At 42.8% G+C, this 20,636-nt stretch carries 10 protein-coding genes; 4 read left to right on the top strand and 6 right to left on the bottom strand.

The window, feature by feature from the left end:
* Positions 1–84 precede the first annotated feature (84 nt).
* Both kduI and BLW31_RS00505 read right to left on the bottom strand, forming a co-directional pair.
* On the bottom strand, positions 85–1,005 hold the full coding sequence (gene kduI, locus BLW31_RS00510; protein WP_010536694.1) for a 5-dehydro-4-deoxy-D-glucuronate isomerase: 921 nt from the start codon (positions 1,003–1,005) through the stop codon (positions 85–87).
* 33 nt (positions 1,006–1,038) lie between these two features.
* Entirely contained in the window at positions 1,039–2,436 is a 1,398-nt protein-coding gene (locus BLW31_RS00505) for a PTS galactitol transporter subunit IIC (RefSeq protein WP_010536695.1), read from the bottom strand.
* A gap of 301 nt (positions 2,437–2,737) precedes the next feature.
* Between BLW31_RS00505 and BLW31_RS00500 the strand changes: the two genes are divergently transcribed.
* The 4 genes from BLW31_RS00500 (at position 2,738) to BLW31_RS00485 (ending at position 11,359) form a co-directional block, all read left to right on the top strand.
* A complete protein-coding gene (locus tag BLW31_RS00500; RefSeq protein WP_029425305.1) occupies positions 2,738–3,937 on the top strand; it encodes a glycoside hydrolase family 88/105 protein in 1,200 nt (399 codons plus the stop codon).
* 9 nt (positions 3,938–3,946) lie between these two features.
* Complete coding sequence (locus BLW31_RS00495; protein ID WP_029425307.1) at positions 3,947–4,915, top strand: pectinesterase family protein; 969 nt, start codon at positions 3,947–3,949, stop codon at positions 4,913–4,915.
* A gap of 40 nt (positions 4,916–4,955) precedes the next feature.
* The gene (locus tag BLW31_RS00490) at positions 4,956–6,695 is read left to right on the top strand and encodes a pectinesterase family protein (protein WP_029425308.1); all 1,740 of its coding nucleotides are present in this window, start codon (positions 4,956–4,958) and stop codon (positions 6,693–6,695) included.
* A 122-nt stretch (positions 6,696–6,817) separates the two neighbouring features.
* Complete coding sequence (locus tag BLW31_RS00485; RefSeq protein ID WP_050544913.1) at positions 6,818–11,359, top strand: hybrid sensor histidine kinase/response regulator transcription factor; 4,542 nt, start codon at positions 6,818–6,820, stop codon at positions 11,357–11,359.
* A 909-nt stretch (positions 11,360–12,268) separates the two neighbouring features.
* On the opposite strand, the gene BLW31_RS00480 is transcribed toward BLW31_RS00485, so the two are convergent.
* From BLW31_RS00480 to BLW31_RS00465, 4 genes are all read right to left on the bottom strand, one after another.
* Positions 12,269–13,846 carry a DUF5123 domain-containing protein gene (locus BLW31_RS00480; RefSeq protein ID WP_010536700.1) on the bottom strand — a complete coding sequence of 526 codons (1,578 nt, stop codon included), beginning with the start codon at positions 13,844–13,846 and terminating at the stop codon, positions 12,269–12,271.
* A gap of 13 nt (positions 13,847–13,859) precedes the next feature.
* Complete coding sequence (locus BLW31_RS00475) at positions 13,860–15,680, bottom strand: RagB/SusD family nutrient uptake outer membrane protein (RefSeq protein ID WP_010536701.1); 1,821 nt, start codon at positions 15,678–15,680, stop codon at positions 13,860–13,862.
* Positions 15,681–15,699: 19 nt separating this feature from the next.
* Positions 15,700–18,921 (bottom strand): SusC/RagA family TonB-linked outer membrane protein, encoded by a 3,222-nt coding sequence (locus BLW31_RS00470; protein ID WP_010536702.1) that lies wholly within the window; start codon positions 18,919–18,921, stop codon positions 15,700–15,702.
* Between the two features lie 219 nt (positions 18,922–19,140).
* A complete protein-coding gene (locus BLW31_RS00465; RefSeq protein WP_010536703.1) occupies positions 19,141–20,634 on the bottom strand; it encodes a pectate lyase in 1,494 nt (497 codons plus the stop codon).
* Between the last annotated feature and the right edge of the window lie 2 nt (positions 20,635–20,636).

Below are 20,636 nucleotides of genomic sequence, written 5' to 3'. Positions count from 1 at the left end.
CGGAAAGCTTCATCCTTTTCCTGTTTTGGGGAAAGGATGAAGCTTTTCGGATCACTTGATATGTGCTAAAAAACTGCGCAATGATTAGCGCATTTCTGTATATTTGATCTTATCCATGTCGCCATAGTCAAGATTTTCACCAGCCATACCCCAGATAAACATATAGTTGCTTGTTCCGGCAGCTGCGTGGATAGACCATTCCGGTGACATGATAGCTTGTTCATTCTGCATCCATACGATACGTTCTTCCTGAGGTTCGCCCATGAAGTGGCAGATAGAATTGCCTTCCGGTACGTTGAAGTAGAAATATGCTTCTACGCGGCGAGTGTGAGTATGTGCCGGCATGGTGTTCCATACACTGCCCGGTTTCAGTTCTGTCAATCCCATTTGCAGTTGGCAAGGACCTTCTTCAAGTACATTATTAACAATCAGCTGGTTGATAACGCGGTCGTTACTTTCTTCCATCTTTCCTGCAGGGAATGAGTTAGCTTTCAGAGAACCTTTACGACCGTCGATGGTGATCAGCTGAGTTTTGTATTCTTTGTGAGCGGTAGCGGAGTTGATGTAGAATTTAGCAGGTTTGCTGGAGTCTTTGCTCTTGAAAGTCACTTTCTGCTTGCCTCTTCCTACATACAATGCATCTTTGAAATTCAGTGTATATTCTTTGCCGTCAACAGTTATGATACCTTCGCCACCAATGTTGATAACACCCAGTTCGCGGCGTTCCAGGAAAAATTTAGCTTTCAGAGGATCAATTGTTTCCAGTACCAGTTCTTTTGTTACAGGTACGGCACCCCCAAAGATGAGGCGGTCATACATAGAATAAGTAACATTGATTTCGTTAGGAACCATTACCTTTTCCATCAGGAAGCTGCTACGCAGGCGGTTTGTATCATACGTTTTCACGTCTTGCGGATTGCAAGCCACTTGCATCTTGTAATTTACCTGGGCAGAAGCAGACATAGCTGCGATACCCAACATCATTGCAATTGCTAATTTTTTCATGTTTCGAATCTTTATTTTGGATTATATGATTACTTAATTGTTTACTGCATCTTTTGCATCATTTCTTGTCATACGGATACGGTTGTAGATTGCCATGCCCAATGCAAGTACTACAAGTATGGCAGGACCGATAATCTTCAGACTGTAAGTCAGGTGGAAGATACCCCAGCAGAAGAGGCTGGAAGCGAAGTCGAGCGCTCCGCCTTCAAAGCCGGCGGGGATATTTACCGTAGGGTCACCTGTAGCGGCATATACGTCTTTGGCAGCCATTGTGAAGAATCCGGCCAGTTCTGTAACGAAGTACAGACCTACGATCAATGCTACCAGTCCGATGATGAATGATTTCACTACATTGCCTTTGGTGATAGGCAGAATCATCGGGAATAAGTAGAACATACCCGCCAAAGAGGCCAGAGGCAAGAAACGGTTGCCCGGAAGAATGACTGCAAGGAAAATAGTAACAGGGATCAAAAGCAGAGATACAACCAGGGTTGTCGGATGTCCAATAACCAGTGCAGGACTCATACCAATGCTCAAACCTGTATTATTCTTATATTTTTTAGCGATCAGTTCGCGGGTAGCATCGGAGATCGGTTTCAAACCCTCGATGAAAAGGCTGGTAATACGTGGAATCAATTCCATTACTGCTCCCATTTTAATACCCAGTCCAAGGATACCCGGAATACTGTCCAAAACTTCTTTCCAGCTGGCACAGCCCAAAGCTCCGATACCGCAACCAATTACGATACCCAAAAACAGCGGTTCGCCCATCAGGCCGAATTTCTTTTTCATTCCTTCAGAGTCAATATTCAGTTTGTCGAATCCCGGAATTTTATCTAAAAGTTTGTTGATAACAATAGCAAACGGAACAAAGCTCTGGCAGAAAGGTTGCGGGATAGAGATACCGTCCATCTTATCATAGAACTTCTGGAAGGCAGGGGCAGTCATATCTGCCATTACCAACGTTATAATATAGCAAATGATAGCAGCGAAAAATCCCCAGAAAATACTATCGGAAGCGAAGTATACGATAGCTCCGATAAATGCGAAATGCCAGTAGTTCCAGAGGTCAATATTTACAGTACGGGTGGTTTTGGTCAGTAGCATCAACAGGTTGACTCCCAGACAGACAGGGATGATGAAGGCTCCGACTGAGGTGTTATAGGCTACCGCTGCCGCAGAAGGCCATCCCATGTCGAAAATACCTAGCTCCAATCCATAGATTTCTACCATTTTACTTAAAGCCGGACCAAGACTACTGGTCAACAGGGCTGTGACTACAGATAAACCAACGAAACCGACTCCCACCAATAAGCCACTTTTAAGTGCTTTAGGGAGTTTAATACCGATACATACTCCTAAGATTGTGAAAATGATCGGCATCATCACTGCCGCTCCCAGACCGATAATGTACTTGAATACTTCTTCCATTCTGTTCTATTTTTTCTCTGTTTTTAATGATAAATTACTGTGTTTCCCCAGAGGGTATTAGTTGTAAACCGTGCCAAAAGTACGACCTTTTCCGCTTTATTCCAAAACGAAACTCTTAATTTATCAGTTATTGCATCAAAAATGGACATTTTTGACGTTTACGTGCACAAAATTGGTCGTTTCCGTGCACGAAAAACAAAAAATACACCTTCTTAACTAAAAAGTCCCACTCTGTTTGGAGGAAATACACTACTTTCGTAGCATGAAAAAATAGCATGTATAATCCTTAAAACAATAAACCATGAGACGAAGCTCTTTTTATAATTTTTTGATATTAGTAATAATAATGTCAAGCCCCATTTCACTGTCGGCACAGCAGGTGGATGAAAAACTGCCTTGGTCGGTGCGGATGACTGAGTCGGAGATGATCCGTTGCCCGGAATCCTGGCAGCTCGATTTTCAGCCAAAACTGAAATGGGATTATTGTCACGGGCTGGAACTGGGGGCGATGCTTGATGTATATGATGCTTATGGAGACAAGAAAATACGTGATTATGCAATTGCTTATGCAGATACGATGGTGCATGAGGATGGAAGTATCACTGCATACAAGTTGACAGATTATAGTCTGGACCGTATCAATTCCGGGAAGATTCTGTTTCGTATCTATGAACAGACAAAAGATGAAAAGTATAAGAAAGCATTAGACTTACTTTATAGCCAGTTTGCCGGACAGCCTCGAAATGAAGATGGGGGATTCTGGCATAAGAAAATATATCCGCATCAGATGTGGCTGGACGGGCTTTATATGGGAGCTCCTTTTTATGCGGAATATGCATATCGTAATAATCGCCCGCAGGATTATGCGGACGTTATCAATCAGTTTATCACTTGCGCCCGTCATACTTACGATCCGAAGAACGGTCTTTATCGCCATGCGTGTGATGTAAGTCGCACGGAGCGTTGGGCAGACCCAGTGACAGGGCAGTCAAAACATTGCTGGGGACGTGCGTTAGGCTGGTATGCGATGGCGTTGGTAGATGCACTGGATTTTATCCCGAAGCATGAGGCAGGGAGAGATTCCTTGCTTGCCATTTTGAATAATGTAGCCGTTCAGGTCAAGAAATTGCAGGAGCCGAAAACCGGCGGATGGTATCAGGTGATGGACAGAAGCGGTGATAAGGGTAACTATCTCGAATCATCCTGCTCTGCCATGTTCATTTACAGCCTGTTTAAAGCAGTGCGTATGGGATATATTGACCAGTCTTATCTGGACGTGGCATTGAAAGGTTATGAGGGTTTTCTGAAGAATTTCATTGAAGTAGATAAAGAGGGAGTGGTGACTATTACGAAGGCTTGTGCGGTAGCAGGGCTGGGAGGAAAGGTCTATCGTTCCGGTGATTATGACTATTATATTAATGAAACGATCCGTAATAACGATCCGAAAGCAGTAGGACCATTTATAATGGCAAGTCTGGAATATGAACGTTTGCAAAAGTAATTTCTACCGATGAAAAGGAGTATTTTAAGAGGAATGGTATTGTTTCTTCTATTCTGTTCGGGAGGAACCTTGACCTGTGCGCAACAGCAAAAGCAAGACACATTGGTCGTGTCACGTGATGGAACAGGAAAGTATCGTGATATTCAGGAAGCCGTGGAGGCAGTACGTGCCTTTATGGACTATACGGTGACTATCTACATAAAGAAAGGCATATACAAAGAAAAACTGGTGATTCCTTCGTGGGTGAAGAATGTTCAACTGGTGGGTGAAGAGGCCGAAAATACAATTATTACGTATGATGACCATGCTAATATCAATAAAATGGGCACTTTCCGTACTTATACAGTAAAAGTAGAAGGTAGTGACATTACGTTTAAAAATCTGACGATTGAGAATAATGCCGCTCCTTTGGGACAGGCAGTGGCGCTCCATACCGAAGGAGACCGGCTGATGTTTGTCGGCTGCCGTTTTCTGGGAAATCAGGATACTATTTATACAGGTTCGGAGGGCAGTCGCTTGTTGTTTACCAACTGCTATATCGAAGGAACTACAGACTTTATCTTCGGGCCTTCTACCGCTCTTTTCGAATACTGCGAGCTGCATAGTAAACGCGATTCATACATCACCGCAGCTTCTACTCCGAAAGGGGTGGAGTTCGGATATGTTTTCAAGAACTGCAGGCTGACAGCTGCTCCCGGTATAAAGAAAGTCTATTTGGGTCGTCCTTGGAGACCTTATGCCGCTACGGCTTTTATTAATTGTGAGTTTGGCGGACATATCCGTTCGGAGGGCTGGCACAACTGGAAGAATCCGGAAAATGAAAAGACTGCCCGCTATGCAGAGTTTAAAAATACGGGTGAAGGTGCGGATACTTCCGGACGTGTGAAGTGGGCTAAACAACTGACTGATAAAGAAGCAGTGCAATATACTCCGCAGAATATATTTAAGGAATGCAGTAATTGGTATCCTTATAAATAAATGTTGTATTAAAACAAGAAGCCACAAGATCAATACAGATATGAAGATACATAGAAACAGACCGCTATTATTGTTAGTAACAGCTTTTATCCTTTTCTCCGCATTCCGTGCGGACAAGCCTTTCATAACGATTTTTACGATAGGTGATTCTACGATGGGCAACAAAAAACTGGACGGTGGAAATCCCGAACGTGGTTGGGGGATGATGCTTCCCGGATTCTTTTCAGAAGATATCCGTGTTGACAATCATGCTGCCAATGGACGCAGCTCGAAGAGTTTCATTACTGAGGGCAGATGGGAGAAAGTGATTTCTCAGGTGAAGAAGGGAGATTACGTCTTTATCCAGTTCGGGCACAATGATGAAAAGACCGATTCTGCACGCCATACCGATCCGGGAACGACCTTTGATGACAACCTTCGCCGTTTTGTAAATGAAACTCGTGCCAAGGGAGGTATCCCTGTGTTATTCAATTCGATTGTCCGCCGTAATTTCGTTCAGCCGAAAGATGCGTCGATTGCGAAAGATGCCCGTCAGACTCCGGGCGAGCAGGAATTACCCAAAGAAGGAAGTGTATTGTTCGATACACATGGTGCTTATTTAGATTCTCCGCGTAATGTTGCAAAGGAGATGGGAGTTGTATTTATCGATATGAATAAAATTACTCATGACTTGGTACAGGGACTGGGACCGGTAGAGTCGAAGAAACTTTATATGTTTGTCGAGCCCGGTAAAATCCCGGCTTTCCCGAAAGGACGGGAAGACAATACTCACTTAAATATATACGGAGCACGGACCATTGCCGGGCTGACAGTAGATGCGATTGCCGGACAAATACCGGAATTGGGAAAATATGTTCGTCATTATGATTACGTAGTGGCACAAGACGGAACGGGTGATTTCTTCACGGTGCAGGAAGCGATAAATGCAGTGCCCGATTTTCGCAAGAATGTGCGTACTACTATATTAGTCCGTAAAGGGACGTACAAAGAGAAGATCATTATTCCGGAATCCAAAATAAACATCTCCCTGATAGGAGAGGACGGTGCGGTGCTGACAAACGATGATTTTGCCAACAAGAAGAATGTATTTGGTGAGAATATGGGAACTTCGGGATCGTCAAGCTGCTACATCTATGCTCCGGATTTCTATGCAGAGAACATCACTTTTGAAAATTCGGCAGGGCCGGTAGGGCAGGCGGTAGCTTGTTTTGTATCTGCTGACCGTGCATTCTTTAAGAATTGCCGCTTTCTGGGTTATCAGGATACACTTTATACGTATGGTAAGCAGAGCCGCCAATACTATGAAGATTGCTATATTGAAGGAACGGTTGACTTTATTTTCGGATGGTCTGTCGCTGTCTTCAATCGTTGTCATATCCATAGTAAACGTGATGGTTACGTGACGGCCCCTTCTACAGATCAGGGTAAAAAGTTTGGCTATGTCTTTTATGATTGCCAACTGACCGCTGATCCGGAAGTTGCCAAAGTATATCTGTCCCGTCCGTGGCGTCCGTATGCTCAGGCTGTGTTTATTCGTTGTGAGCTGGGTAAGCATATCCTTCCGGAAGGCTGGAACAACTGGGGAAAGAAAGAGGCGGAGAAAACAGTGTTTTATGCCGAATACACTAGTCGTGGCGAGGGAGCCAATCCGAAAGCCCGCGCGGCTTTTTCCCATCAGTTGAAGAATCTGAAAGGCTACGAAATAGAAACGGTTCTGGCAGGTGAAGACGGCTGGAATCCGGTAAAGAACGGAAACCGGATGGTGGAAGTAAAACGCTGACCCAATCAAAAAGTAACATTATTTGATCAGAAATAAAAGAGAGATTCTGTTAAATAAACACTGAATATAGATGTAAGTTCAGCTTAATTATTATCTTTACACCATTCAATATGTGTGTAATAATGATAAAAAGAATCTTATATCTAATTCTTTTGTGCCTGACTGTGCATGTGGTGCAGGCACAACAACACAGCTTTTTCACCCATTATTCTACCGAGGATGGGTTGTCTCAAAACACAGTAATGAGCATATTACAGGATCACAAAGACAACCTCTGGTTTGCCACTTGGGATGGAATCAATCGTTTTGATGGCTATAACTTTAAAACTTATAAAGCACGTCAGGGCAATTACATCAGTCTGACCAATAACCGTGCCGACCGGATGTATGAAGACCGGTACGGTTTTCTATGGTTGTTGACTTATGACAACCGTGTCCATCGTTTCGATCCGAAAACGGAGACGTTTGAGCAAGTCCCGGCTGCGGGTGAAGAGGGAAGCACCTACAATATTCATTCTATTCAGGTGTTGCTTGATGGTACAGTCTGGCTGCTGACGGAGAATGACGGAGCTATCCGTGTTGTGACGCTTCCTGAGAAAAACTATACGACGAAACCGGAGATTTATTCCACTAAGTCCGGTTTGTTTCCTGCCGATCACTTTTATCAGGTCTATCAGGATAGAGCCGGCAATAACTGGCTGCTGACTGATAATGGGCTGGGAATGATACGTCCCGGTGAGCGGCAACCTGTGAACTACTTTGTGGAGACGCAGGGAAAACAAGACGGCATGAACCAGGCATTTTATGCAGTCAGAGAATGTGAAGACGATATCTGCTTTACTTCCGATCGGGGAAGAATCTGGTGCTATCAGAAAAAGAGCGGGGAGTTTCGTCTGCACGAACTTCCCACAAAAGCCCGTATAACTTCCATACATGCTGTGGGCAATGACAATACCGTCGTTACAACCGACTCGGACGGATTCTTTCTCTCTAACCTGAAAACCAACAAGCATATACACTATTCCCCTGTGACCTGCAAGGAGTTGTCGGACCAGCCGATTCTTTCGGCTTATGTAGACCGTACATCGGAAGTTTGGTTCGAACAGGAAGAGCCGGGAGTCGTTGTTCATTTTAACCCTGCTACCGGGGTGGTAAAGCGTGAGCAAATGCGGGTGGAATATAGTAACGCTGACCGTTCGCGTCCTGCTTTCCATATTCATGAAGATATACACGGACATGTATGGGTGCATCCTTATGGCGGAGGATTCTCCTATTTTGACCGCGAACGGAATTGTCTCGTTCCTTTCTACGATGATTTGGGGAGCAATAACTGGCGCTTCTCTAACAAAATACATGCGGCTTTTTCTGATAAACAAGGCAATTTGTGGCTTTGTACCCATTCCAAAGGGCTGGAGAAAGTCACATTCCGCAATGTACCGTTTTCAATGCTGACTCCAGTTCCGCATGAATACGAATCTTTGAGTAATGAAGTACGGTCGGTTTGCGAAGATAAGCTGGGAAATTTATGGGTCGGACTGAAAGACGGCATGATCCGCCTGTACGATTCGAACCGGAAGTATATAGGGCATCTGACAGGAAATGGAACCGTTTCGCTCACAGGTGCGCCTATGGAAGGCACTGCCTATTTTATTTTGCAGGACTCGAAAGGAATTATCTGGATTGCCACCAAAGGAAACGGATTGGTGCGTGCCGAACAGGCTTCTGCTACGGGTATGTCTTACAAACTGACTCGTTATCAGCATGACGCCAACGATATGTACAGTCTGAGTGATAACAATGTATATTGTGTTTACGAAGATCATCATGGTCGCATCTGGGCAGCAACTTTTGCAGGTGGTATCAACTATATTGCCCAGGGAGAAAAAGGGGAGACAATCTTTATCAATCACCGGAATAATCTGAAAGGATATCCCATTGATGTCTGTTACAAAACGCGTTTTATCACTTCAGATAATAACGGACGACTTTGGGTAGGTACTACTACGGGAGCCGTTGCTTTTGACGAGAACTTCGAGAAGCCGGAAGATATTCAGTTCCACCATTTCTCTCGTGTCCCGAATGACACGAAGAGTCTGAGCAATAATGATGTGCACTGGATCATCGCTACCCGGCAGAAGGAACTTTATCTGGCAACTTTCGGTGGGGGACTGAATAAACTGATTTCTATCAGCGAAGACGGTCACGGTGAATTTAAATCCTACTCAGTGCTCGACGGACTTTCTTCGGACGTCCTGCTTTCTATCCGTGAAGATCATAAACAGAATCTCTGGATCAGTACAGAAAATGGAATCTGTAAGTTTGTCCCATCCGGCGAGCGTTTTGAGAATTACGATGAACGCAGTATCAGTTTCCGGGTACGTTTCAGCGAGGCGGCCTCTACGCTGACATCCGGTGGGGATATGTTGTTTGGAACCAGTAACGGATTATTCATGTTTAGTCCGGATTCTATACGGAAGAGCAGTTATGTGCCTCCTGTCGTCTTTTCCAAGCTGATGGTGGCGAATGAAGATGTGATTCCGGGAGAGAAATCCATATTGAAAGTCGATTTGGATGATACACACGAACTGGTGCTTTCTCATGATGAGAATATCTTTTCAGTTCAGTATGCTGCGCTCGATTATACGAATCCGCAGAATATACAGTATGCGTACATTCTCGATGGTTTCGAGAAGCAGTGGACTTTTGCCGACCGGCAAAGAAGTGTGACCTATACCAACTTGCCGAAGGGAGATTATGTATTTCGTGTCCGTTCTACCAATAGTGACGGGGTGTGGGTGGACAATGAGCGCATTTTGAATATCACGATTCTCCCTTCTTTTTGGGAGACGCCTTTAGCGTATGTGCTGTATGTCTGCTTTGTATTATTGATTATTTTCGTTGCGGTTTATATCCTGTTTACCATTTATCGTTTGAAGCACGAAGTGTCTGTCGAACAACAGATCTCTGATATTAAGCTACGTTTCTTTACGAATATATCTCACGAGCTCCGTACTCCTCTGACGTTGATTGCGGGTCCGGTAGAACAAGTGCTGAAGAATGATAAGTTGCCGGCTGATGCACGGGAGCAGCTGGTAGTGGTGGAGCGGAATACCAATCGTATGCTTCGCCTTGTGAATCAGATTCTGGACTTCCGTAAGATTCAGAATAAGAAGATGAAGATGCAGGTGCAACAGTTGAATGTGGTAGCCTTTGTCCGTAAGATTATGGACAATTTTGAATCAGTGGCGGAGGAGCATCATATCGATTTCCTCTTCCAGACGGAGAAGGAGGCTTTGAACCTTTGGGTAGACGCTGATAAGTTTGAAAAGATTGTATTTAATCTTCTGTCCAACGCCTTTAAATATACGCCTAACGGGAAAATGATTACCGTTTTTATCCGCGAAGATGAGGGCACGGTATCGGTTGGTGTGCAAGATCAGGGAATTGGTATTGCCGAAAACAAACGTAAGTCTCTCTTTGTACGCTTTGAGAATTTGGTAGATAAGAATATATTCAATCAGGCAAGTTCCGGAATCGGTCTTTCTTTGGTAAAGGAACTGGTAGAAATGCACAAGGCTACGATTTCCGTTGATAGCCGTTTGGGGGAAGGAAGTTGTTTCAAAGTTGATTTTCTGAAGGGAAAAGAGCATTATAATAGTGCAGTAGAGTTTATTCTCGACGATTCGGCTGTTCCGCTGAGTATGGAACGTATTGTGGATATCGCTAATTCTTCGCTTCAGACAGAAGCTGCTATCGTAGATGCACCTAGTTTGGAGATATCTGTCGCTGAAGAAGAGGCTGAGGAAAGCAGTTCGAAAGAACTCATGTTGCTGGTGGAGGATAATCAGGAATTACGTTCTTTCTTACGTGGTATTTTTGCTTCAACCTATCGGGTGGTAGAGGCTTCTGACGGTATGGAAGGATGGAATAAGGCTTTGAAGTATCTGCCGGACATTATCATCAGTGACGTGATGATGCCGGAGAAAGATGGTATCGAAATGACGCGTGAGCTCCGTGCGGATATGACGACCAGCCACATCCCTATTATTCTGCTGACTGCCAAGACAACCATAGAAAGTAAGCTGGAAGGGCTGGAATATGGAGCGGATGATTATATAACCAAGCCTTTTAGTGCTACTTATCTTCAGGCCCGTGTGGAGAACTTGCTGATACAGCGCAAGAAACTTCAGAATTTCTATCGTGATAGTCTGACACATGTGATGGTATCTGAAGTTCCGGGTGTTCAGGAAGAGGTTTTATCCGGTCATGAAGTTACCGGGTCGGAGTCGGAGAGTGGTGTGGCAGAAAAGCCTGTAATGCCGGAAATGTCTCCTAACGATCGTAAGTTTATGGATAAGCTGGTTGAACTGATGGAGCAGAATATGGATAACGGAGAATTGGTGGTGGATGATTTGGTTCGTGAGTTGGCTGTCAGTCGTTCGGTGTTCTTCAAGAAGTTGAAAACGCTTACGGGACTGGCCCCTATCGAGTTCATAAAGGAAATGCGCATCAAGCGTGCTGCACAGTTAATTGAAACGGGAGAGTTTAATATGACTCAGATTTCTTATATGGTCGGTATTAATGATCCGCGTTATTTCAGTAAATGCTTTAAGGCACAGGTCGGTATGACTCCGACGGAGTATCGGGAAAAAGTGGGACGGTGACAGGAGTTTTTGGGCACTTTTAGTACCAGAGAAGTTTTATTGGATAATCGGTGTTCAGTTGTTTCAGTCTTCTTCGGAAATGCCCTGTCAGAAGGCGATAGCGGCTGAAGGCACAATTTTGTACCCTTGCGTGAGTGTACTCTGAGAGGGGAGGGGTGGTTTCAGTTCTTTCAGATTGGTAGTTTCGGATTTTTTTCTTTGATGGTTGATGACTATATATTCTATTTGGCAGCAAAGGCTAGTTAACATGTAGGCTTGGGCTCACTAGTGTCCGAGCTCAGGCTCACTAGTGTCCGAGCTCAGGCTTGCTGACGTCCGGGCTTACCCTTGCTGACGTCCGGGCTAAGCTCTGCTGACATACGGGGTGAGAATGATAGCGACAAGGGGGGAGATAAATAGAGCCTCTACTTGATTAAAACAGACCTTTTACTTGTAGTAAATAGAGCCTCTGATTGGAGTAAATGCCAGCTCTGTTTTTGAAACTGAAAGAGCTGAATGCTGAAAGTCACCATTTGGAACCACTGCTTTCAGCTGTATCTCCTTCTGTCAGGGCTTTGCAGAGATAACTGAAAGGACTGAATGCTCTGAATCTTACTTTATTTAGTAGATGATTGATGGTTTCGTGTATGAGGTGTAAAGTAGGCTTGCTATCTAAGTTTGTACTAGAGTTAACCGAGAGAAGTACAAGAGTTGCCATGATGATGTACTAGAGTGGACTCAAAGATGTAGGAGGTTGGAGGAAAAGATGTACAAGAACCGAAGGGGAGATGTACAAGATGTGTTTGAATGAGGTACTTCTAACTGCCTTAGCGTCATAAAAAAAAGATAGCGATACTGAATACGGGCATCGCTATCTTTTTTATAATGCAGTGTCTGTTTTAGACACTTGGGGTTTATTGATTATCAGAACTATTCTTTAATCCATCTAGGGTCACCAGCTTTGGAATCTTTAATATCTTCTGCTCCAACAGTGAAATCTCCACTTTCAGGATTTGTGAATTTAGGATCTATTTCTGTAGCGTTACATGCTGACGGATCTGTATAAAGTCCATTGGTTGCATCCCATAGGTTTGCACTGTCATGGTAGTAATTTTTTGAATAGCTAGCTTGAGCTTTCATCTTTCCCTTCTTTGCCCAGTATCCTAATGTTCCGACACCGATTTGTGAGAATACGCATTTTTCAACAGTTAGTTTGCCTGTAGAAGTAGAAACCTTATCCATTAAGAACAATCCATTATTATTGCTGCCGCCATCATAAGAGCATACTTTGTAGAAAGTGCAATTGGTGACGCTTACAGTGGCTGATGTCATATTACAACGTAAGAATGTACGTATACCATTACTAAAGGTTGAGTTTTGGATCGTCAATGTTCCCAATGTCGTATTGGCGCGAAGGTCGAAGCCGTCACCACCGGAACCTGTAATATTATCTGCCCAACAGTTCTCAAATAAGGCCGCTCCTAAAGTTGCCGTTGCATTACAGTAAAGAATCTGATTCTTATAGTTTCTGATTTCGCAACCGCTGACTGTTAAAGTCGAAATATTAGCTCCACTTTGCAACTCTATGAAATTAGAAACCAACTCTTCTGCTCCCGGAGTGTCACCTCGGAAAATTATATTATTGATTTCTATGGAAGAAGCTCCGGCCTCGGGTTGTAGACGACCATAGATGGTAGGCATATTGGCCTTGTCATAACCACTGATGATAACAGATTTGTTTAGTGCATAATCTCCCAAAACAAACGAGCCTGAGACAAGAACGATGTTTGCACCATCTGCTGCTCCTTCGAGTACGGTAACAAGATCATCACCTTCATATACAGGAGTCTTTCCCTGAAAGTCAATGGCTGTTTTAAATGTAACGGTACCACGGAGCTTATCTACATTGTATAACTTGGCTGTATACGATGTGCTTTCTTCCAGTCCGTCTATATAAGCCTTTTTGTTGGCTATATCTGTACTTTTCAGAGTATATGTTATGTCTGCTTTTCCATCTGCACTCAGCACGATTTTGGTTGCCGTTGCATCAATAGCATCCCATGTAAGCGTTACTGCATGTGCTTCTATATTTTCGTCTTTCACAGAATTGAAGATATTCTCAGCTTCTGTCATGAAGGAAACAGCCGACCATTTTGATTCATTGATCTCTTCACTCAAGGCTCTGATTCTTGCTGTATATTGAGTTTCACCCAATAGTCCTTCTACAGTATATGTGTTGTCCGTAATCCCTTCATATGTTTTCGGAGTACCTTCGAAAGTCATATCTTGATTTTCATAAAGCTCGATCGTATATGATGTGGCATTTGTCACTGCTGTCCATTTAAACTTTACATTTGTCTTTTTCTGGATAACAGCTTCTACATTTGTCGGTGAGAATAATCGGTCAAATATTCCCGTCGTGACTTCGTCATCCGGTTCTGAACAGCTTACTGTAAAGGCAGACAGAATCAGGCTAAATAATACTGTATATATATAATTCTTTTTCATAATTCATTCATCATTAATAGTCATAATCGTTTGTTAGCACACCGTTACTTCCGTCTATAAATACTTTCCAGATAGGCCAGAATTGCTTGGTATCGGGATTGTTATCATACAATTGGTCGATAAGCAGCAAAGCAGCAGCCTGATCTGCAGATTCTTTCGGTACAATCCATTCCTTACTTTTAGAGTAGCCTAATGTTTGTCCTATTTCATCTGTATCTCCATGGTTTAATCCATACATTTTGTAGGAAGTTGCATCTGTTCCATCCAAACCCTCATTATAATAGATTTTCAAAGGAAGATCAGCGTATTCACCTTCACGGTTATATAATCGTGTCATTTTCTCTTTGGCTTCATTCATTTTACTTCCTAGAAGATTCCAACGGATCAGGTCGACTTTGCGTATTGCTTCTCCTGCAAATTCAAATTTACGCTCGTCTACAATTACGTTAAAGAATGCATCCTGACTGGCTTTTGCCTTCGTTAATATAGCACTTGCTTTTTCGGCCGGGTATGAACGGTCGAGAATTGCTTTCAAATATTTTCCTGCATCAGACGATCCTTTAGGACCTTCCAGTTCATTGATAGCTTCTGCTGCCATTAAATAAATATCAGCCATACGCATTACTTGCCAGTTCATGCCATCATCATTTGAAGAGTCAACTACACGGTTCATCCACTCGAAACGAACTTTACCAAAACTCCATCCACCCCAGCATTTATTGGGTGCTTTCCAGGCAATGTCTCCATCGTTGTCACTTGTCCATTTAAAAGGTACACAAGTGATATCACGACGAACATCTTCTACATCATAATCATAAAACAAAGTCGGAATAGGGCCGTTTATGCCTCCTTTGGCTAGTTTTGTCCATTGGTCTTTCTTTTCGTGTTTCACTCCCCAAGTGTAGATGACACGTCCACGGGATGCGGAAAATGGAATCTCGAAAATAGATTCTGCTCCTGCAATTGTTCCTTCAGCACATAGTGCTTTAAAGTTAGCTTCAAATGTGCCTAATGTGTTATAGCCTTTGCTGATGATGTCCAGACATTCATTTTTTGCAATTGTATATAGTTCCTGTCTTTCTGTTGCATCCTCTGTATTGTAACGGATTCCATCCGGATGTTGTGAGTAACCAGCCGCAAATAATGCAATCCGCGCGCGTAATCCTTTAGTGAAGGTTTGGCTCACTCGTTCTGTTGATTTAGTAAAACTGTTCTCGTTAGGCCAGCCTACGTAGTCTTGTGCTGTAAGTAAGTCGTCCAACAGTCTTCTCATGATAACCATACGGTCGGTTTTAGGCAAGTCGATCGTTTCTGTGGTGTTGGGCTCAAAACGGGCAGGGACATCACCGAACGCTTTAATCAGATCGAAATAGATAAAAGCTCTTAAGGTCAATAGTTCACCGTAAAATTGGCGCATATTGGTGCTGCTCATATCGCTGTACTCGTCCATACCGGTTATAGCGCTGTTTGCGCGTTCTATGGCTTCATAAAGTTTGGCCCAAACGTTGTTGTCCGTATTCATGTATTGATTATCGGTAGTGGCATTATATGTTACCAAGGCTCCTTCTTTATCAGTGAAAGCTCCTTTTTTACCCGTATTGTTCCAAATTTCACAGTCGCTATTGACTCCGAAGTAGGCAATATAACGTCCGCGATAAGAGTTTGTTTCACCGAATGACTGGTGCAATCCCATCACTACATCATTGACCAAAGCCTCGTTAGAAAAAACTTCTGTCTTTTCCATAGATGACTTTTTGGAAGTATCTAATATGTCATCACAAGAAGAAAAAGCAAATAGTGATGCTGCTAATGCGGTATATAATATTTTTTTCATTACTTACTAGTTTTACTGATTAAAAATTAAGGTTCAAACCGATTACAAACTGACGGCTCTTAGGATATGCTGAATAGTCTACACCCGGAGTCAGTTGGCTGCCATTTCTGCGGCAAGTAGAAACTTCCGGATCGTAACCGCTATATCCCGTGATACAGAACAGATTGTATCCCGTTACATAGAAACGAAGGTTGTTGATTCCAACTTTCTTGGTTAGATGGACAGGCAGAGTGTATCCCAATGTCAAAGTGCTCAGACGAAGGTAAGAACCGTCTTCAACAGCCCAATCCGAGAATACGAATTTGCTCATGTAAGGTGACCACATGGTGGTGTTCTCGTTCATTTGCGCCAATTGGTTCATGTCTGTTACCAAATTGCCGTTTCCGTCAATATTAGTCCAACGTTTTGCTGCGGACATTTCAGAAGTCATGTTTCTATATAAGTACTTGGAAGTAGAAGTGGTTTCGATCTTATTGGCGTTATAGATATCGTTACCATAACTCCATGTAAAGTTGGCTGCCAAGTCGAAACCATATAAGCGGGCATTGATATTGAACCCGCCTGTATGCAGGGGATTGGCATCGCCAATGATCGTTTTATCTTTTTCACCATTCGCATCTCCACTATTATCCAAATCTTTTAGTTTCATCATACCCGGGCGCGCAGTTCCTACGGCAGAAGATTTGTTGATATCTTTCTTTAGAGTCCAGGTGTCGGTTGTTGCATCATAACTTTCAAAATCAGAAACTTCATAACGTCCGGCACTTACATAACCATACATTTTTCCAACAGAACCACCTACTTCCGGCAAGAAATCCTGACCTATCTCTGTTGAAGCCCAATAAGATTGTGCTTGTTCGTTAGTTAGCTTCTGTAAAGAACCGAGAGATTTGATCTTGTTTTTATTAAAACTGATATTGGCACCAATGCTCAGACCGAAATTCTTTTTATCAACGGCTACCCAGTTGACGCTGGCTTCAAGACCTTTGTTTTCTGTCTCGCCCATGTTACGGTATTGGTAGTTATAACCAGTTCCGGATGTAGGGAACATAATTAACAGGTCTTTTGTATTATTCCAGTAGCCTTCAATTGTTCCGCTTAATCTGCCTCCTAAAGTGGTGAAATCCAAACCAACATTTCTTGTAATGGTCGTTTCCCATGTGAGATCGCTGTTTGCCATGTATTTGCTTGGAGCAATATAGGAATTGACACCATTGATCCATGGAGTTTTATTTAATTCATACAATTGAGAGATCTGTCCCGAGGGAATATTATTGTTTCCGGCTGTACCATAGCTGAATCGGAGCTTTAAGTCATCCAACCAATTTTTGGTATTCTCCATAAATGATTCGGAAGATATACGCCATGCGACGGCAGCAGATGGGAAGAATCCCCATTGGTTACCTTTGGCAAACTTCGAAGAACCATCGGCACGGAAAGTAGCGCTAAACAAGTATTTGCTGTCAAAGTCATAGTTTGCGCGTCCGAAGAATGAGAACAATACATCATCCGGATAACCATAATTGGTCACTTCATATGGATTTCCTTTTGTAGAATAGTTGATGCAGTCGTCTGCCGTATATTCAGTCGGGAAACCATGTACAACATTTCTTAATTCTCTCTCCCTGGTGACAATATATTCCTGACCGGCCAGCAGATTTAAATGGTTTTTGTTATTCTTAAAGAACTTCTTGAAGTCATAACTTAAGGTGTTTGTACTGCGGAAGGCAGTTCTTGTACCACGGGTGAAAGAAATAGCAGGCTTGCTTTTATCCTCATCGTCCACGTTATTTCTTACATAGTAGGTAGTCACACCATAATAGCGGTCTGCATTGTTTCGATAATCGTCATAACCAACTTCTGCTTTTAGTTTTAAATCTTTGATTATTTCCCAAGTGATAGAGCCGGCAAGGTTATAGTTGATACGTTCTTTGCGGGTGTCATTATCTCTTAGGGAGATTAACGGATTTATCAATAGAGAATTGGCATCTTCTTCGTCTGCATTGAGTGCATCAGAGATACCAGGTACAGGATATGGAGTATACAACAAAGAATATTTCAGACGTTTGTCTGTGTTCAATGAACTGTTGGCGTCATTGGAACCTCCACCATTGATTTTTGTTTTGGAAAAGCGTGCTGAGAAATCTAAAGAAACGTTCTTCAGAGGCTTATGATTCAACTTTAAATTGAGGTTATCACGTGCATAGTCAGACATTTGCATGATAGCTTTATCGTCAATATGAGAGTAACTGAACGAATATTTGAACTTATCGCTACCACCGTTGATGCTGAGATTGTGATTAAATGAATGTCCGGTACGTCCGAAAGTTAAATCCTGCCAGTCATTGGTAGCTACGTTGTCATACATGTCAAGGTCTTGATAATTCCCAAAATACTTGATATAATCATCATTCTTATTTGTTAGTTGAGCCAGTTCATACTGCCATTTGGTATAATCGCTTGCGGAAAGTACATCTAATGTTTTTGCTACTTTTTTCCACGCATAATAAGCATTGTAACTAACACTGACTTTTCCTTCTTTACCACTCTTGGTAGTAACAATAATTACACCATTAGCACCACGTGCACCGTAGATAGCAGTTGAAGAAGCGTCTTTCAATACATCGATTGATTCAATATCTGTAGGTGGAATATCTGAGATACTTTCTACAGGAAATCCGTCTACAATAAATAAAGGCTCATTACTTTGAGTGATTGAACCGCCTCCGCGTACACGAATACTCATCTGTGCATCAGGAGAACCTTCTGTAGTTGTAATTTGTACACCAGCCATTTTCCCTTGCAATGCTTCCGTGGCAGATGCAACAGGAATAGCTGCTAAAGTTTCTGAATTGACTGATGCTACTGATCCTGTAATGTCTTTACGTTTGGCGGTACCGTAACCGATAACGACAACTTCATCCAATGCTTTCGCATCGTCTGATAGTGTAACGTCAATTTTGCTTTTTCCTTTGATTGCGATTTCCTGCGTTTTCATACCAATATATGAAATGACGACAGTTGCGTTAGCAGGAACCTTTAGAGAGAAATTACCGTCCAGGTTGGTGATTGTACCATTGGTAGTATTTCCTTTTTCTACGATGGAAGCACCGATAATCGGCTCTCCGGTTGTGTCTTTCACATTACCATTTAAGGTAATAGTCTGCGCTGATACGCTGAGCGATAATGCTGCGAAAATCATTAGCAGCAAAGTGCGCATGTTTTTCATTCCTTTAGGCATCTTTTGTTCTTTTATATTAGATTATTAATATTCGAGTGTATCCACTCTTAGAGTTCTCACTGGTGCAAAATTATGTTTTTGAGGCTTGTGGGATGTGTAATATTTGTTTTTACGATAGTATTTTTTGTTTTTCCGGCAGAAAATAAATTAAGACGAGGGTTTATAGGAGAATGTACTCTCGTCTTAATCTTTTATAACTGTTTATTCGGGCTTTTAATTTTATTTTTTAGAATCCGCAGGATACAGATGGTTCACCAGTTCATTCAAATATACCTCAAGATTGGTGTATTCTTTGTTCAGACTGTATTGAGCACCGTCATTCGGATCGTCCGGGTTCAGATTGTGCTTTTTTTCCCATTCGTCCGGTATGCCATCTCCGTCAGTATCGAGTGGGGCCGGTTCGGATTTATATTCAGGCCAGCCTCCTACGTCTATTGGTTGGTCAACCATTCCATTGGTACTTCCATGAGAACCTTCATAAGTATAGTTTCCTTTGCGGGTTTCTTCTACGATTCGCTGGTCTACAACATCACGGCGGTGAGAGGCTCCGGCAAATTGAAGTACATCTTTATAGGCTTTCTTTGCCGGTTGCAATGAAGTGTGTTCTGCTATGTCAAATGCTTTCTTGGATAATAAATTCTTTTCCGGTGCGAAGTCGTTTTTGACAACTAACCCAAATGTGTTATCCATATTGACTTTATAAAGCGCTTCTTTTTGTTTATCCGTCAGGCTGGGACAGGTGGCGTCCATAAAGTTTCCTTTGAAATGGAATATTCCGTATACACCTGCTTCATTTTGATTTTTGCCATCGTCTGCATAAGCAGTGAATAAACGTCGGTATGAACCTTTGGTGGCACTATAGGGGCCTGGTTTATAGTAATTATTGAGAAAGTTGTACGACCCGCCTTCGCCGGCATAAGCTCCATCGCTGCCATAATTGTAGATTACATTATTAAATAGTTCCACTTTTTCTTCTTCCGGTTTGCCGGTGTAGCGGCTGCCGCAAAGTCGTGGAGTACGATTGGTGTGATGTGCAAGCAGATTATGATGGAAAGAAGCTTTTTGTCCACCCCAGATACCACCATAGCCGTGTGCTCCCTTTTCGTGAATAGAGTTAGCGAGACTTTCACTGATGATACACCATTGGAGGGTGAAGTTATGGTTGTCATAGAAGGTAGCACATTCATCCGTACACCAGCTCAAGGAGCAATGGTCTATGATAATGTTGCTGTTTCCTTTAATACCATTCATTGCGTCATCACCTTTTTGCTTGATGTCCGCTCCCATGCGTGAACGGATAAAGCGGACAATCACATTGTCTGCTTGAATGGAGAATGTATAATTCTTCAGACAGATACCGTCTCCGGGAGCTGTTTGACCTGCGATTGTCACATCTCCATTGTTGAGCTTTAAAGGTTTCTGTAATTCAATGATGCCGCTGACTGCAAAAATGATGGTACGTGGCCCTTTTTTATTGATGGCCCAGCGGAAAGTTCCTTCCGAACCATCATCTGCCAGTGAGGTTACAGTGTATACAGTTCCACCGGCACCTCCTGTTGCATATTTCCCTGCACCATCAGCACCCGGAAAAGCAGGAACTTGAGAACGGTCGGGAGTAGAATACTCTTTTGACGGTGTAGCCAGTCCCACAGCACCAGCCATGGAAGGAAGAATAAATAAAGCACATAGGCCTACTAAGATTTTTTTGTTCATAG

This window comes from Bacteroides faecis MAJ27 (assembly GCF_900106755.1).
GTDB classification, from domain to species: domain Bacteria; phylum Bacteroidota; class Bacteroidia; order Bacteroidales; family Bacteroidaceae; genus Bacteroides; species Bacteroides faecis.
This window is presented reverse-complemented; position numbering and strand designations above follow the sequence as displayed.